Here is a 15,915-nt window from a genome sequence, read left to right on the forward strand (position 1 = left end):
GGAGCCAGCCTGCTGGCGATGAGTACATCACAGGCTCGGCAAAAGCTTGGCCGGGACCAGTTCATTCAGGCAACGCGTCGCCAACAGTTCAGTCGCCGCATTGATGTCCGGCGCAAAGAAGCGGTCCTTCTCATAGAACGGCACTTCTTTACGCAGGATCGAGCGGACCTTTTCCAGTTTCGGCGAGGTTTTCAGGCCGTTGCGCAAGTCCAGGCCTTGAGCCGCCGCCAACCATTCCACCGCCAGAACGCCACGGGTGTTCTCGGCCATTTCCCACAAACGCTTGCCGGCCGCCGGGGCCATGGACACGTGGTCTTCCTGGTTCGCCGACGTTGGCAGGCTGTCCACCGAATGCGGATGGGCCAGCGCCTTGTTTTCGCTGGCGAGGGCCGCAGCGGTCACCTGAGCAATCATGAAACCGGAGTTCACGCCGCCATTGGCCACCAGGAACGGCGGCAGTTGCGACATGTGCTTGTCCATCATCAGCGAGATGCGGCGTTCGCTCAGCGAGCCGATTTCAGCGATGGCCAGGGCCATGTTGTCGGCGGCCATCGCGACAGGTTCGGCATGGAAGTTACCGCCGGAGATCACGTCACCTTCAGCAGCGAACACCAGCGGGTTATCCGACACGGCGTTGGCTTCGACGGCGAGCACTTCGGCGGCTTGACGGAACTGCGTCAGGCAAGCGCCCATGACTTGCGGCTGGCAGCGCAGGGAGTACGGGTCCTGGACCTTTTCGCAGTTCTGGTGCGAATCGGAGACTTCACTGCGCTCGCCCAGCAAATCGCGGTAAGCGGCAGCGGCGTCGATCTGGCCTTTCTGGCCACGTGCGGCGTGGATGCGGGCGTCGAATGGCGAGCGTGAGCCCAGCACCGCTTCAACGGTCAGCGCACCCAGCGCGACCGCGCCAGCGAACAGGTCTTCACCTTCAAACAGACCGCGCAGCGCATAAGCGGTGGACACCTGAGTGCCGTTGAGCAGCGCCAGGCCTTCTTTCGCAGCGAGGGTCAGCGGGGTCAGACCGGCGACTTTCAGCGCATCGGTCGCTTCCAGCCATTCGCCCTTGTAGCGCGCCTTGCCTTCACCCAGCAGCACCAGCGACATGTGCGCCAAAGGCGCCAGGTCACCGGAGGCACCGACCGAACCTTTCAATGGGATGTGCGGGTAAACCTCGGCATTGATCAGGGCGATCAGCGCGTCGATGACCACGCGACGAATACCGGAGAAACCACGGCTCAGGCTGTTGACCTTGAGCACCATGACCAGACGCACCAACGCGTCGCTGATCGGCTCGCCGACACCGGCGGCGTGGGACAGCACCAGCGAGCGCTGGAGGTTTTCCAGGTCTTCGCTGGCGATGCGGGTCGAGGCCAGCAGACCGAAACCGGTGTTGATACCGTAAGCGGTGCGGTTCTCGGCGAGGATCTGTTCCACGCAGGCGACGCTGGCTTCGATCTGGGCCGAGGCGCTGTCATCAAGAGTGATCTGGACCGGTTGCTGATAGATATCACGCAGTTGGGCAAGGCTCAGTTGGCCTGGAATCAGGTTTAGCGCAGTCATTTTGTGCTCCTTTTGAGAGTTTGTTTTTAACTAACCAGACGCTCCGGAGATGTCCGTTGTCCGTCGCTTCCCGCCTTGTGGGGGGCTGCGCCTTGGCACGCTGGTTTGATGTAGAAATCAGTTCAGGTTCGGTAAAGCCTTGTGCAGCAAATTCGAATCTTTCAAAACCCCGGCCGCCGCCGCGATATCCGGTGCCAGCCAGCGGTCCTGGTCGTAGGCCGGAACGCGCTCGCGCAGCAGACGCCATGCGGTATCGGTGCCGGCGCCGAAGCGCTGTTCTTTCAGGAACTCAAAGGCCTGGGCTGCGAGCAAATACTCAATCGCGAGGATCTGCGTGCAGTTTTCCAGCGCGCGATGCAGCTTCAGCGCAGCGTTGGTGCCCATGCTCAGATGGTCTTCCTGCAGCCCCGAGGTGACGTAGTTATCGAGCACCGCCGGTTGCGCCAACTGGCGGTTTTCCGCACAGAGTGAAGCGGCGACATATTGCACGATCATCATCCCCGAGTTCACGCCCGGATTGGCCACCAGGAACGCCGGCAGACCGCTGACGTGCGGGTTGATCAACCGGTCGAGACGACGTTCGGCGATGGAGCCGATTTCGGCCATGGCAATCGCCAGCAAATCCGCCGCCAACGCGACCGACTGACCATGCGGGTTAGCCTGGGACATGACGCGGAAGTTGTCCGGCGTGCCCAGCAGCAACGGGTTGTCGGTGCAGCCGTTGAGTTCGGTTTCGATCTGTTGAATCGCGTGGGCCAGTTGATCCCGTGCGGCACCGTGGACTTGCGGGATCGAACGAATGCTCAGCGCATCCTGCGTGCGGATACCTTTGCTGCTGGCGATCACTTCACTGCCATCGAGCAGAGCCCGCAGGTTGATACCCACCTGCTGCATGCCCGGGTGCGGTTTCAGGGCGATGATCTCGGCATCGAACGCGGCGATCTGACCGCGCTGGGCCTCGAAACTCATGGCGCCGATCACGTCAGCCCATTGCACCAGGCGCGTCGCATCGGCAATCGCCAGGCAGCTGAGGCCGTTCATGCACGGCGTGCCGTTGACCAGGCACAAGCCGTCTTTGGCGCCGAGCTGAACCGGCTGCAAAGCTTCTTCCGCCAGGGCTTGTTGCGCAGAAACAATCTGCCCGCGATAGCTGACATTGCCAACGCCCAGCAGCGCGATGCCGATGTGCGCCATGTGGGTCAGGTAACCGACCGAACCCTGGGACGGCACTTGCGGGGTGATGCCGCGGTTGAGCAGCGCCAGCAACGCTTCGACCACCCGACGATGAATGCCGGATTTGCCGTGGCTGTAGTTGCGGATCGCGGCGCACATGATCGCGCGGGTCTGCTCGTCGGCCAGTGGTGCGCCGACGCCACAGGCGTGGCTGAGCAACGTGTTGCGCGACAGTTGGCTCAGTTGTTCGTCTTGGAGCGAGACGTTGCACAACGCGCCCAGACCGGTGTTGACGCCATAGGCGCGTTCGCCGCTGGCGACAATGCGCTGGACGATCGCCTGGGCATTGTCGATGCGTGCCCAGGCATGGGCCGACAGCTCAAGTTGTGCGCCGTGACGGGCTACCGCGACCACATCCTGCCAACGCAACGGGGCGTCGGCGATAACGATTTTTTCAGCCTGGGACATCATTGACCTCGTGCGTGCAAACTGAATATTGATGCAGCTCTAACGGCCTCATCGCGGGCAAGTCGAATCGTCGCACCGCCGCTCCCACAGGGATAGGCTTTGTGACACAGATTGTGTGCACACCCCAGAACCACTGTGGGAGCTGGCTTGCCAGCGATGAGGCCAGCAAAAACACCGCAAATCTCTTAAACCACCGCCGCCCGCCGCTGCACGAACCGGTCGACATACTCATCCGCCGGTGAATGCAGGATCTCCCGCGGCGTGCCGACCTGAATCAGGCGGCCATCCTTGAGGATCGCGATGCGGTTGCCGATGCGCACGGCTTCGTCGAGGTCGTGGGTGATGAAAACGATGGTCTTGTGCAGGGTCTTTTGCAGCTCCAGCAACTGGTCCTGCATCTCGGCGCGAATCAGCGGATCGAGGGCACTGAACGCTTCGTCCATCAGGATGATGTCGGTGTCCGCCGCCAACGCGCGGGCCAGGCCCACACGCTGACGCATGCCGCCCGAAAGCTGATGCGGGTATTTGTTTTCGTAGCCCTTGAGGCCCACGGTGTTGATCCAGTGCAGCGCGCGCTCGGAGCACATTTGCTTGCTCTCGCCACGCACTTTCAGGCCGTAGGCGACGTTGTCCAGCACGGTCTTATGCGGCAGCAGGCCGAAGCTCTGGAACACCATGCTGATCTTGCGCCGGCGAAATTCGCGCAGGGCTTCCATGTCGTATTGCAGGATGTCCACGCCGTCCACCAGGATCGCGCCGCTGGTCGGGTCGATCAGGCGGTTGAAGTGGCGCACCAGGGTCGATTTTCCGGAACCGGACAGGCCCATGATCACGAAGATCTCGCCGCTGCCGATGCTCAACGACAAATCGTTAACGCCGACCACGCAGCCGGTTTCGGCCAGCACCTGATCCTTGGTCTTGCCCTGGCCAATCATGCCCAGCGCTTCTTTGGAACGGTTGCCGAAAATCTTGAAGACGTTTTTGACTTCGATTTTGCTCACGGTTGCGTCGTTCATTTGCTCACCTCATGCCGTGGCCGACCATACGCCTGAGTAATGCGGTCGATCACCACTGCCAGAATCACGATCGCCAGACCGGCCTCAAGGCCACGCCCGACGTTGAGGGTCTGAATCCCCACCAACACGTCTTCGCCCAGGCCACGGGCACCGATCATCGAGGCAATCACCACCATCGACAGGGCCATCATGGTGGTCTGGTTGATCCCGGCCATGATGCTCGGCAGGGCCAGCGGCAATTGCACGCCGAACAGTTGCTGCCAACGGTTGGCGCCAAAGGCGTTGATCGCTTCCATCACTTCACCGTCCACCTGGCGGATGCCCAGATCAGTCAGACGGATCAGCGGCGGCGCGGCGTAGATCACGGTGGCGAAAATCGCCGGGACCTTGCCCAGACCGAACAGCATCAGCACCGGGATCAGGTACACGAAACTCGGCATGGTCTGCATGATGTCCAGCAGCGGCATCAGCACCGAACGCAGGCGATTGCTGCGCGCCGAGAGAATGCCCAGCGGAATGCCGATAAGCACCGAAATGACCGTCGCGACCATCATCAGCGCGAGGGTCTGCATCAGCTTGTCCCAGAGGCCGACCGCGCCCACCAGGAACAACAAACCGACGATGACGGCGGTGGTCACGACCTTGCGGGTCGCGTGCCAGGCAACGCCCGCCACGATGGCCAGCATCAACCACCAGGGCGCCGCGCGCAGCAGCCCTTCAAGATTGACGATGGCCCACAACAGGGTGTCGGAGATGTGCCGGAACACGTCGCCGTAGTTGGTGACCAGCGAATCGACCCAACCGTTGACCCAGTCGGCGATGGAAAAGGTAAAGCTTTCGGGAAACATAAGAGACTCTCAATCAAGGGGTTGCGATTCAGCGTCCGACTGCCGTCGCCAGCAGTCGGAGAAGCTCAACCTACAAGGCCGCGTCGATCTTTTTGGCTGCGTCTTCGCTCACCCATGCGTGCCAGACTTCAGGATGTTCCTTCAAGAAGATCTTCGCCAGTTTTGGCGACTCGATCCGCTCTTTGGTCATGCGTCCCAGGTTCTGGTTGAGGATGTCGATCGGCAGGTTGACCTTTTCCAGCACGGCCACCAGTTCCGGGGCTTGCTCGTGGAAGGTCTTGGACAGGCCGACCTTGATGGTCACGCTTTTATCCACGCCTGGCTTCTCTTCCAGTTTGACCAGGTCCACCTGACCCATCAGCGGGGTTGGCGACCAGTAGTAGAACAGGATCGGCTCGCCACGCTTGTAGCTCGACAACACCGCCGCATCCAGCGCCGGGCCGGTGCCTGGGCGGAAGTTAGTGTAGGTGCTTTCCAGACCATAGCTTTTCAGCATTTCGCTGTTGTCCAGCTCACAGGTCCAACCGGCCGGGCAGTTGTAGAAACGGCCCTTGGACGGTTCCTCCTGGTCCTTGAACACGGCGGAGTACTTGGCCAGGTCAGCAATGTTTTTCAGGTCCGGCGCCTTCGGTTCCAGCTTGCGCTTGGCATCGCCTTCGATCACATAACGCGGCACGTACCAGCCTTCGATTGCGCCCACCACTGGAGCGCCGACGCCGACAACCTTGCCGGCCTTCTCGGCCTTGTTCCAGACTTCGCTGCGCCCGACCCACTCTTCGGCAAACACTTGAATGTCGTTGCTGCTCAGGGCGTTTTCCATGGTGATGGAGTTGCCTGGCAGGCTGTCGGTCTTGCAGTCGTAGCCTTTCTCCAACACGACTTGCAGCACGTCGGTCAGCAACATGGCGCTTTCCCAGTTCAGGCCGGCGAATTTCACCGGTTTGCCCGATTCGCACCAACCGGCAGCCTGAGTGGCGCCGGCGCTGGCCAACAGGCCCATGGAAAACAATGTGGTCAGCAGGGTCTTGTTCGATTTCATTGTTGTGACGCTCCTAATCATGAGTTGGCTTACGGCAGTCAAGAGGCATCCAGCCCTGTGCATATCCAAATCAGGCCTGCGCCGCAGCGCGACCGGCCCCGCTTGTTTTAGGTGCTGCATCGCTGTTCTGCTCGACCGGCAGAATCAGGTGATCGGGTACTGCGCTGTGCCATTTTTTTGCGCACACGTAATACAGGGCAGCGGGAATCACCAGACCGATGATCCAGGAAATATCCACATCACCCAGGGCTGCCACCAGCGGACCGGTGTAGAACTTGGTGGAAATGAACGGCAATTGCACCAGCACACCGAACACATAAACGCTGATGCCGAGGATGTTCCAGCGGCCGTAGCGACCGTCCGGATCGGCCAGCGCCGGCACGTCATAGCGCTCGCGAGTGATGCAGTAGTAGTCCACCAGGTTGATCGCGCTCCATGGCGTAAAAAACGCCAGCAGGAACAGGATGAAGGACTTGAACGCACCGAGGAACGAGTGCTGACCGAGCAACGCCATCAGGGTTGCAGCACCGACGATGACCAGCACGAAGGCCAGACGCTGCAGGCGCGTTACTTTCAGGTCACCACGAAAGCCGCTGATGATGGTCGCAATGCACATGAAGCTGCCGTAGGAGTTCAGCGTTGAGATGGTGACCTTGCCAAACGCGATGCTGAAATACAGCAGCGCAGCGGTGGCACCGGTACCACCCAAACCTACGATATAGGCCACTTCGTGGCCGGCGAATTGGCCGTTGGCCGATGCGGCAGCGAACACGCCGAGGACCATCGCCACCTGTGCGCCAATCACCGAACCTGCGCCGGCGGCAAAAAAAGTTTTCACCGAGGAAGTCTTGCTTGGCAGGTAGCGTGAATAGTCAGCCACATACGGACCGAAGGCGATCTGCCAGGACGCCGCGAGCGACACCGCCAGCAGGAAACTGCTCCAGCTGAAGTGGCGGATTTGCAACAGTGCGCCAACATCAACCTGGCTCATCAGACGGCTGAACAGATAAACGAAGGCAATCACGCCAATGACGCTGGCAACACGGCCGATCCAATGGATCACCCGATAACCGAGCACCGTCACCAACACAATGACACTGGCGAAAATGAGAATACCGACGCTGTCGCTGATGCCAAACAACTGGCCCAGCGCCTGGCCGGACAGCACGGTGCCGGTTGCGGTGAAACCGAGGTACATCAAGCAGACCAGTACGATCGGGATAGCCGCGCCATACACGCCGAACTGGACCCGGCTGGAGATCATTTGCGGCAGGCCAAGCTTGGGCCCTTGCGCCGCATGCAACGCCATCACGCCACCGCCGATCAGTTGGCCGATCAGCAAACCGATCAACGACCAGAACACATCACCGCCCAGCACCACGGCCAAGGCCCCGGTGACAATCGCGGTGATTTGCAGGTTGGCACCCATCCACAGGGTGAACTGGCTCAACAGACGACCGTGTCTTTCCGCTTCCGGGATGTAGTCGATCGAACGCGTCTCGATCAACGGTTTACTGCCTGCACGATCATTGTTAACAGCCATGATTCAACCTCTGTGGATTGTTATGGGAATTCGTCTGGCTCTGCTTGACCTGTGGGAGCGGGCTTGCTCGCGAAAGCGTTGGGTCAGCCAGCACAGATGTTGAATGTGCCGGCCTCTTCGCGAGCAAGCCCGCTCCCACAGGACGCAGTTCCACAGGTTTTGCGTTATTTGCCGGTGATCATCGGCAGGTTCAGGCCCTGCTCGTTGGCGCAATCGATCGCGATCTGGTAACCCGCATCGGCGTGACGCATAACGCCGGTCGCCGGGTCGTTGTGCAGGACGCGAGCAATACGCTCGGCCGCTTCGTCAGTACCGTCGCAGACAATCACCATGCCCGAGTGCTGGGAGAAGCCCATGCCGACGCCGCCGCCGTGGTGCAGGGAAACCCAGGTCGCGCCGCTTGCGGTGTTGAGCAGAGCGTTGAGCAGTGGCCAGTCGGACACAGCGTCGGAACCGTCCTGCATCGACTCGGTTTCGCGGTTCGGGCTGGCAACCGAACCGGAGTCCAGGTGGTCGCGACCGATGACGATTGGCGCGGACAATTCACCGCTGCGCACCATTTCGTTGAACGCCAGACCGAGCTTGGCGCGCAGGCCCAGGCCGACCCAGCAAATACGCGCCGGCAGACCCTGGAAGCTGATGCGCTCGCGGGCCATGTCCAGCCAGTTGTGCAGGTGCGCGTCGTCCGGGATCAGTTCTTTTACTTTGGCGTCAGTCTTGTAGATGTCTTCGGCGTTACCCGACAGCGCAGCCCAACGGAACGGACCGATGCCGCGGCAGAACAGCGGACGGATGTAAGCGGGAACGAAGCCAGGGAAATCGAATGCGTTTTCCACGCCTTCTTCTTGCGCCATCTGACGGATGTTGTTGCCGTAGTCGAAAGTCGGGATGCCCATTTTCTGGAATTCGAGCATCGCTTTAACGTGCACGGCCATCGATTGCTTGGCGGCTTTGACCACGGCAGCAGGCTCGGTCTTGGCGCGAGCGCGATACTCTTCCCAGGTCCAGCCGGCCGGCAGGTAACCGTTGAGCGGGTCGTGGGCGCTGGTCTGGTCGGTGACCATGTCCGGGCGCACGCCGCGCTTGACCAGCTCCGGCAGAATTTCAGCCGCGTTACCCAGCAGGGCGATGGAAATCGCCTTGCCTTCCTTGGTGTATTTGGCGATGCGAGCGAGCGCGTCGTCGAGGTCGGTGGCTTGCTCGTCGACGTAACGGCTGTTCAGACGGAAATCGATGCTGACCTGCTGGCATTCAATGTTCAGCGAGCAGGCACCGGCCAGGGTTGCAGCCAGTGGTTGAGCACCACCCATGCCACCGAGGCCTGCGGTCAGGACCCAACGACCTTTCAGGTCATCGTTGTAATGTTGGCGACCGGCTTCGACGAAGGTTTCGTAAGTGCCTTGAACGATGCCCTGGCTGCCGATGTAGATCCAGCTGCCGGCGGTCATCTGGCCGTACATGGCCAGGCCTTTGGCGTCGAGTTCGTTGAAGTGTTCCCAGCTCGCCCAGTGTGGCACCAGGTTGGAGTTGGCGATCAGCACGCGCGGTGCATTGGTGTGGGTTTTGAACACGCCGACCGGCTTGCCGGATTGCACCAGCAGGGTCTCGTCGTCGTTCAGGTTGGTCAGGCTTTCGACGATCTTGTCGTAGCATTCCCAGTTACGCGCCGCACGACCGATACCACCATAAACCACCAGTTCTTTAGGGTTCTCGGCGACTTCCGGGTCGAGGTTGTTCATCAGCATGCGCAGCGGCGCTTCAGTCAACCAGCTCTTGGCGGTCAGCTTGTTACCGCGGGCAGCGCGGATTTCAACGTCACGAAACTTAGTAGGTTTAATGTCAGTCACGAAAAAGACTCCTCAGCGATCAATCCAAACCAACCCTGGCGGTGGGTAAGCCAGCCTGTGCGCGTCAAAGCGACACAAGCGAATCAGTGGACGCTGCGGAGAGTCTCGGTCGACTCATACGCATACGTCTTTACTTGTACATACAAGCATATGCAATCAAGCGGCCAACTTGTTGGATAAGTGTTCAAGAAAAACTGTCACAGGGCTGGAAGGCTTGTAGATCCGGGGTTCTGCGGGAGATGAAATTTTTCGGGGGGATTTTGCGAAGGGGTGACGGCTTGTTACTTGAGCATGGTTTTGCGCCACGCTGGGGCGTTCGGTAACAAGTTGGTGCGCTATGGGGAACGCGTTTGAGCCCTGAAAAGCATCGCGGGCAAGCCCGCCCCCACAGGTCCGGTGGAAATCCTGGAGGAGTGGGCTTGCCCGCGATAGAGGCGACCCGGTATTGGATTAGCGCGCAGTCAGTTCGACCACACAGCACGGGCCGTTGCTGGAGACTTCCAGCAGGCCGGTGTTACCGTCGAGTTGCAGGCAGTCATGGCGACCCAATTGCTGGGCACTGTTACCGACCTGCACTTCCAGCGTCTCGCTGACACTGAACACCAACACCGCGCCCGCCGAACTGAAAAACCGCTGCTCACCGTCCACCCACTGCAACCGCGCGTGGTAACGCTGCGGCGCATAAATCAGGTTGAAATCGCGAATCGGCCCGCCAAGCAACGTGCAGGACACCTGACTTTCACCACTGAAAGCAAACGGCTCCAGCGGTAACAACGGATGCGTGTCCTGACCATCGACGCGCAACGTCATGCCGTCGCCTTGCAGCACGGTGATCACCCGCTCATAGCCGGCGAACGTCGAGAAGCCGCCCGACTCGCCGATGTCGGCAATCGACAGGCGCCAGCCGAAACCATCAAGACCGGTGCCCGCATCGCGGGTGATTTCTTCAGTGCTGCCTCCACCGTTTTTCCACGGCATGCGCGGGTAATCTTTTGCTCGTAAAACCTTCGACTGACTCATTTATGAAACCGACCTTCCAGACGATGACGGGAACCAGGGTGGATCAAACGAGCGGCGGTCACGGGCTGACGGCCGGACCAGGTGCGGCGACGAATCAGCAGGCACGGCTCGCCTTTCTCAATCTGCAGCAATTTGCACTCGCTGGCCTCGGCCAGAATCGCCTCGACCACGTGCTCGCCTTCGGTCAGCGGCGCGACCTGGTTCAGATAGGCGTAAGGCGTTTGCAGGGTGAAGTCCTGCTTGAGGTAGTCCGGGGCGACCAGCGCGTTGACGAAACGGTCTTCGATTTGCACCGGAATGTCGTTTTCGAAATGCACGATCAGCGAGTGGAAGACCTTTTGACCTTCACGCATATCCAGCGCCAGGGCACGCTCGGAACCGGCGGCCTCTTCCTCAAGGGTAATGACCTTGCAGGTGTGGCGATGGCCACGGGAGGCGATTTCATCGGCAATGTTGTGCACTTCGAACAGCGCAGACTGACTTTTCGGTTCGGCGACGAACGTGCCGACACCTTGCATACGCACCAGCAGACCGTCGGCGGTCATTTCGCGCAGGGCGCGGTTGATGGTCATGCGGCTGAAACCGAGTTGGCTGACCAGCTCGCTTTCCGACGGAACGCGGTAATGCGGCGGCCAGTTTCCACTGTCGATTTGCTGGGTGATCATCTGTTTGACGCGGGCGTACAAAGGCGCCGGACTGTCGCCCATGTTCGCGGCCAACGGTGACACTGTAGGCGGAGTCGGCACGGTTAATCCTTGGTCATTTGGTAGAAGTTGCTAGCTTGCCGGAGTTTACCGAGCAGGCAAACGTCTGTATATGTATATACAAATAACACACGATGGGGTGCTGAACCATGTCCGCCTTCTTTGCCGAACGCGCGCTGCTGCCTAGTGGATGGGCCAACAATGTACGTCTTGAGGTCAGCGCCGACGGCGTTTTGACCCATGTCCAGGCCGATTCCCATGCAGATGGCGCCGAACGGCTAAGCGGTCCGCTGCTGCCGGGGATGCCGAATCTGCACTCCCACGCGTTCCAGCGGGCGATGGCCGGATTGGCCGAAGTGGCCGGTAATCCGAACGACAGTTTCTGGACCTGGCGCGATTTGATGTACCGCCTCGTCGGAAAAATCAGCCCCGATCAACTCGGCGTGATCGCCCGTCAGCTTTACATCGAAATGCTCAAGGCCGGTTACACCTCGGTCGCGGAATTTCATTACGTGCACCACGACACGACCGGGCAACCGTACGCAGACCCTGCCGAACTGGCGCTGCGCATCAGCCAGGCGGCCAGTTCCGCCGGTATCGGCTTGACCTTGTTGCCGGTGCTTTATAGCCATTCCGGTTTCGGCGGCCAGACACCGAATGACGGCCAACGTCGCTTTATCAACAGCACCGAAAATTACCTGAACCTTCAAGAGCGCTTGCAGCCGATCCTGGCGCAGCAACCGGCACAGTCGCTGGGTCTGTGTTTCCACTCGCTGCGAGCGGTCACCCCGCAACAGATCAGCGAAGTGCTGGCGGCCAGCGACAAGCAGTGCCCGGTGCACATTCACATCGCCGAGCAGCAGAAGGAAGTCGATGACTGCCTGAGCTGGAGCGGTCGCCGCCCGCTGCAATGGTTGTACGAAAACACCGAAGTCGATCAACGCTGGTGCCTGGTCCACGCGACCCACGCCAACCCGGAAGAAGTCACGCTGATGGCCAAGAGTCGCGCCATCGCCGGCTTGTGCCTGACCACTGAAGCCAACCTCGGCGACGGGATTTTCCCGGCGGTGGACTTCCTCGCTCAAGGTGGGCGCATGGGCATCGGCTCCGACAGCCATGTGTCGTTGAGCGTGGTGGAAGAACTGCGTTGGCTGGAATACGGCCAGCGTCTGCGCGACCAGCGGCGTAATCGGTTGTATGGCGCGGAACAGCCGATGGTCGGCCGGACGCTGTACGACGCCGCGCTGGATGGCGGCGCCGAAGCGCTGGGGCAGCCGATCGGTGCGTTGGAGGTGGGTAAGCGCGCGGATTGGCTGGTGCTGGACGGCAACGATCCGTACCTGGCGACCGCCAGTGGCGACGGGATTCTCAACCGTTGGTTGTTTGCCGGCGGTGACCGCCAGGTGCGCGATGTGCTGGTCAATGGCCAGTGGGTCGTGCGCGATGGCCGTCATGCTGGCGAAGAAGAAAGTAGCCGCGCCTTCACCCAGGTCCTGCGCGACCTCTTGGGTTGATACAAAACCCTGTAGGAGCCGGCTCGCCGGCGATGGTGTATCAGCCACATTGAAGTCGACTGACACTCCATCGCCGGCGAGCCGGCTCCTACAAGGGCTGTGTGATCAATTCGAGGTCTTGGCCATCTGCGTATCCGTCGCACGCCAGATCAACCGAGTGGTGTCATACCCCTGCTGACGCGCCTTGCTCAGCAGCTCTTCACGCACTACGCCGTTGACCGTCGGGGTCCGTGACAACAGCCACAGATACCGGCGGCTCGGGTCGCCGACAATGGCGGTCTTGTAGTCTTCGCTGACGAACAACACCCAGTATTCGCCCTTCGCCACACCCGGCAGCAATCGCGAGAACCAATTGTCGAATTCGACCCACAACTTGTCGGTCTTGCCCGGCACCTGTGGATAAGCCGTGCCTTTGGCCTCTTCCCATTGCCAGTCCGCCGTCAGACAGCGGTTCAGCACCAGCACGTTGCCGTCCGGCTTGAGCGTGTAATGGGCTTCGGATTGCGCACAGTTGCGCTGGAAATACATCGGCAGACGCGCCAACTCGTACCAGGTCCCTTGGTACTTCTTCAGATTGACGCTGTTGACGGTTTTCGGCGCCAACGGATCTTCGCCAGACGTGGCGCAGCCGGCCAATACCAGGCCGGCAAAAAGGAGGATCAATAACCGCTTCATTGTTTTTCTCCCGCGGGCGCATCGCCCCGGTTTACTTCAGGCCTTGGCCGGAAAACATCAACACTTTGTCACCGGCGTACTGCACGCTGATAAAGCTGTTCTTGTCACCCCAGGTGCAACTGGACATGCCGAGCGCGCCCGAGCAGTCGGTGGGTTTGCCCAGCAAGGTTTCCACCTCGGCCTTGGGCATGCCGGTCGACAGCTTCGAATAATTCTCCTGATTGATCTTGCCGCATGCGGCCAACAACACGCAGAACGAAAGCAAAGCGATGGAACGCAGCGACATGGTGTAGCTCCTGGGTCGAAGGGGAATGGCATGGCTGCCAAGCTGAAGCTTAGAAGAGAAAAGCCCTGTCTGGTTCCCTGACCGAACGGCTATTTATTGGGCCGCTCGTCTACCTTTTGCCGAAAAATCAGCCACTTTCTTACGCTGCTGAGCATTTCGTCGGATTTGACAAAACACGCCTAATCTTTGGCGCCGGTCTGTCGACATAAAAGCAGCGCAAAGCCCGTTCCTGTGGCACATTGGCGCCCCTTGTAGACCAGCCCCTCCGCGGTAGTTCATTTAATGACCAGAAACATGAAGTTCAGCCACAAGATCTTGTTGGCTGCTGCCCTCGTGGTGGCCGTTGCATTCGCCTGTTTCATCCTGTTCAACGACTACCGTTAGCGCCAGACGCTGCGCAGCAGTACCGAATCGTCGATGCAGGAACTCGGCAGCCTGACCACCAGCAACATTCAAACCTGGCTGGAAAGCCGCATTCAGCTACTTCAATCGTTGTCCCAACAGATCGCCGTGGACGGCAGCGCCCAGGCCAACCTCAAGCGCGCCATCGACCTGCCGGCCTACACCAGCAATTTCCAGCTGAGTTATTTTGGCGGCACCGACGGCGTGATGTTCTCGGTTCCGGCCGGCAATCGCGCCGCCGATTACGACCCTCGCGCACGTGGCTGGTACAAGGCGGCCAACGGCGCGCAACAGACCATCGTCACCGAACCGTACATTGCTGCGTCCTCCGGCAAACTGGTGATCACCGTGGCGACACCGGTGAAGCATCAAAACCAGATGATCGGCGTCGCCGGCGCCGACATTGACCTGTCCAGCATCAGCGCGATCATCAATTCGCTGAACTTCGGCGGTCACGGCCATGCATTTATCGTCAGCGCCGACGGCAAAATCCTGATTCACCCGGACAGCAAACTGGTGCTCAAAAACCTCGCCGAGGCCTACCCGAACGGCGCACCGCAAGTCAGCCCGGGCATGAAGGAGGTCGAGATCGACGGCAAGCGCCAGTTCATCTCCTTCACCCACGTCAACGGCGTGCCGTCGGCGGATTGGTATGTGGCGCTGGTGCTGGATCAGGACACCGCGTTCTCGATGCTCAGCGAGTTCCGCACCTCGGCGATCATCGCCATGGTTATCGCGGTGGTGATCATCATCGCGCTGCTGGGCATGCTGATCAGTTTCCTGATGCAGCCATTGCTGACCATGGGCCGCGCCATGCATGACATCGCCGAAGGTGAAGGCGATCTGACCAAACGCCTGACCATCCACGGCCATGACGAATTCGGCGCGCTGGGCACTTCGTTCAACCGCTTTGTCGAGCGTATTCACACCTCGATCCGCGAAGTGTCCTCGGCCACTGGCCAGGTCAACGAAGTCGCCCTGCGCGTTGTCGCCGCCTCCAACTCGTCGATGTTCAACTCCGACCAGCAAGCCTCGCGCACCAGCAGCGTGGCCGCCGCCATCAACGAACTGGGCGCCGCCGCCCAGGAAATCGCCCAGAACGCCGCCCTCGCCTCGCAACATTCGAGCGATGCACGCGCCCTGGCCGAAGACGGTCAGCAGGTGGTGGATAAAACCATCGCGGCGATGCAACAGCTCTCGGCGAAGATCAGCGATTCGTGCGGCAACATCGAAACGCTCAACAGCAACACGGTGAACATCGGACAGATTCTGGAAGTGATCACCAGCATCTCGCAGCAGACCAACCTGCTGGCCTTGAACGCCGCCATCGAAGCCGCCCGTGCCGGTGAAGCCGGGCGCGGTTTTGCCGTGGTCGCCGACGAAGTGCGCAACCTCGCCCACCGCACGCAGGATTCGGCGCAGCAAGTGCAGAAGATGATCGAAGAACTGCAAGTCGGCGCCCGCGAAGCGGTGAGCACCATGACCGACAGCCAGCGTCAGAGTGAAAGCAGCGTGGGCATTGCCAATCAGGCGGGCGAGCGTCTGGGCAGCGTGACGCAGCGTATTGGTGAGATTGACGGGATGAACCAGTCCGTGGCGACAGCGACGGAAGAACAGACCGCTGTGGTGGAGTCGATCAATGTCGACATCACCGAGATCAACACGCTGAACCAGGAAGGGGTGGAGAACCTGCAGGCGACGTTGCGTGCGTGCTCTGACCTTGAGCAGCAGGCGGCGCGGTTGAAGCAGTTGGTCGGCAGTTTCAGAATCTAAGGCGCTCTTGCGGGCCTCTTCGCGGGCAAGCCCGCTCCCACAGGGAT

13 protein-coding genes and 1 pseudogene are annotated in these 15,915 nt (G+C 60.4%); 3 read left to right on the forward strand and 11 right to left on the reverse strand.

All coding sequences use genetic code 11. The annotated features are described in order from the left end of the window. Positions 1-27: 27 nt before the first annotated feature. The 9 genes from hutH (ACI77H_RS18710) to hutC form a co-directional block, all read right to left on the reverse strand. Positions 28-1,560, reverse strand: coding sequence for a histidine ammonia-lyase (hutH, locus tag ACI77H_RS18710; protein WP_407013209.1), 1,533 nt, complete (start codon positions 1,558-1,560; stop codon positions 28-30). Positions 1,561-1,677: 117 nt separating this feature from the next. Further along, the gene (gene hutH / locus ACI77H_RS18715; protein WP_407013210.1) at positions 1,678-3,201 is read right to left on the reverse strand and encodes a histidine ammonia-lyase; all 1,524 of its coding nucleotides are present in this window, start codon (positions 3,199-3,201) and stop codon (positions 1,678-1,680) included. Positions 3,202-3,386: 185 nt separating this feature from the next. Next, on the reverse strand, positions 3,387-4,217 hold the full coding sequence (locus tag ACI77H_RS18720) for a glycine betaine/L-proline ABC transporter ATP-binding protein (protein ID WP_407013211.1): 831 nt from the start codon (positions 4,215-4,217) through the stop codon (positions 3,387-3,389). Continuing rightward, positions 4,214-5,065, reverse strand: coding sequence for a proline/glycine betaine ABC transporter permease (locus tag ACI77H_RS18725; RefSeq protein ID WP_010464518.1), 852 nt, complete (start codon positions 5,063-5,065; stop codon positions 4,214-4,216). The genes ACI77H_RS18720 and ACI77H_RS18725 overlap by 4 nt, the downstream gene beginning before the upstream one ends. A gap of 70 nt (positions 5,066-5,135) precedes the next feature. Continuing rightward, the gene (locus ACI77H_RS18730; RefSeq protein WP_407013212.1) at positions 5,136-6,104 is read right to left on the reverse strand and encodes an ABC transporter substrate-binding protein; all 969 of its coding nucleotides are present in this window, start codon (positions 6,102-6,104) and stop codon (positions 5,136-5,138) included. 70 nt (positions 6,105-6,174) lie between these two features. Then, complete coding sequence (locus ACI77H_RS18735) at positions 6,175-7,647, reverse strand: purine-cytosine permease family protein (RefSeq protein WP_407013213.1); 1,473 nt, start codon at positions 7,645-7,647, stop codon at positions 6,175-6,177. A gap of 164 nt (positions 7,648-7,811) precedes the next feature. Continuing rightward, positions 7,812-9,494 carry a urocanate hydratase gene (gene hutU, locus ACI77H_RS18740; protein ID WP_407013215.1) on the reverse strand — a complete coding sequence of 561 codons (1,683 nt, stop codon included), beginning with the start codon at positions 9,492-9,494 and terminating at the stop codon, positions 7,812-7,814. 450 nt (positions 9,495-9,944) lie between these two features. Beyond that, positions 9,945-10,514 (reverse strand): HutD family protein, encoded by a 570-nt coding sequence (locus ACI77H_RS18745; protein WP_407013217.1) that lies wholly within the window; start codon positions 10,512-10,514, stop codon positions 9,945-9,947. Next, complete coding sequence (gene hutC / locus ACI77H_RS18750) at positions 10,511-11,221, reverse strand: histidine utilization repressor (RefSeq protein ID WP_172435301.1); 711 nt, start codon at positions 11,219-11,221, stop codon at positions 10,511-10,513. The genes ACI77H_RS18745 and hutC overlap by 4 nt, the downstream gene beginning before the upstream one ends. Before the next feature lie 146 nt (positions 11,222-11,367). On the opposite strand from hutC, the gene ACI77H_RS18755 reads away from it, so the two are divergent. Beyond that, a complete protein-coding gene (locus tag ACI77H_RS18755) occupies positions 11,368-12,732 on the forward strand; it encodes a formimidoylglutamate deiminase (protein WP_407013218.1) in 1,365 nt (454 codons plus the stop codon). 105 nt (positions 12,733-12,837) lie between these two features. On the opposite strand, the gene ACI77H_RS18760 is transcribed toward ACI77H_RS18755, so the two are convergent. Both ACI77H_RS18760 and ACI77H_RS18765 read right to left on the reverse strand, forming a co-directional pair. Continuing rightward, positions 12,838-13,407 carry a lipocalin family protein gene (locus ACI77H_RS18760; protein ID WP_407013220.1) on the reverse strand — a complete coding sequence of 190 codons (570 nt, stop codon included), beginning with the start codon at positions 13,405-13,407 and terminating at the stop codon, positions 12,838-12,840. 31 nt (positions 13,408-13,438) lie between these two features. Continuing rightward, entirely contained in the window at positions 13,439-13,693 is a 255-nt protein-coding gene (locus ACI77H_RS18765; RefSeq protein ID WP_007907841.1) for a hypothetical protein, read from the reverse strand. Between the two features lie 393 nt (positions 13,694-14,086). On the opposite strand from ACI77H_RS18765, the pseudogene ACI77H_RS18770 reads away from it, so the two are divergent. Both ACI77H_RS18770 and ACI77H_RS18775 read left to right on the forward strand, forming a co-directional pair. Continuing rightward, positions 14,087-15,010: pseudogene (locus tag ACI77H_RS18770) on the forward strand (cache domain-containing protein); the annotation flags it as partial. Between the two features lie 93 nt (positions 15,011-15,103). Then, entirely contained in the window at positions 15,104-15,868 is a 765-nt protein-coding gene (locus tag ACI77H_RS18775; RefSeq protein ID WP_371927683.1) for a methyl-accepting chemotaxis protein, read from the forward strand. Positions 15,869-15,915 lie beyond the last annotated feature (47 nt).

Source organism: Pseudomonas sp. O230 (assembly GCF_045447035.1).
GTDB lineage: Bacteria > Pseudomonadota > Gammaproteobacteria > Pseudomonadales > Pseudomonadaceae > Aquipseudomonas.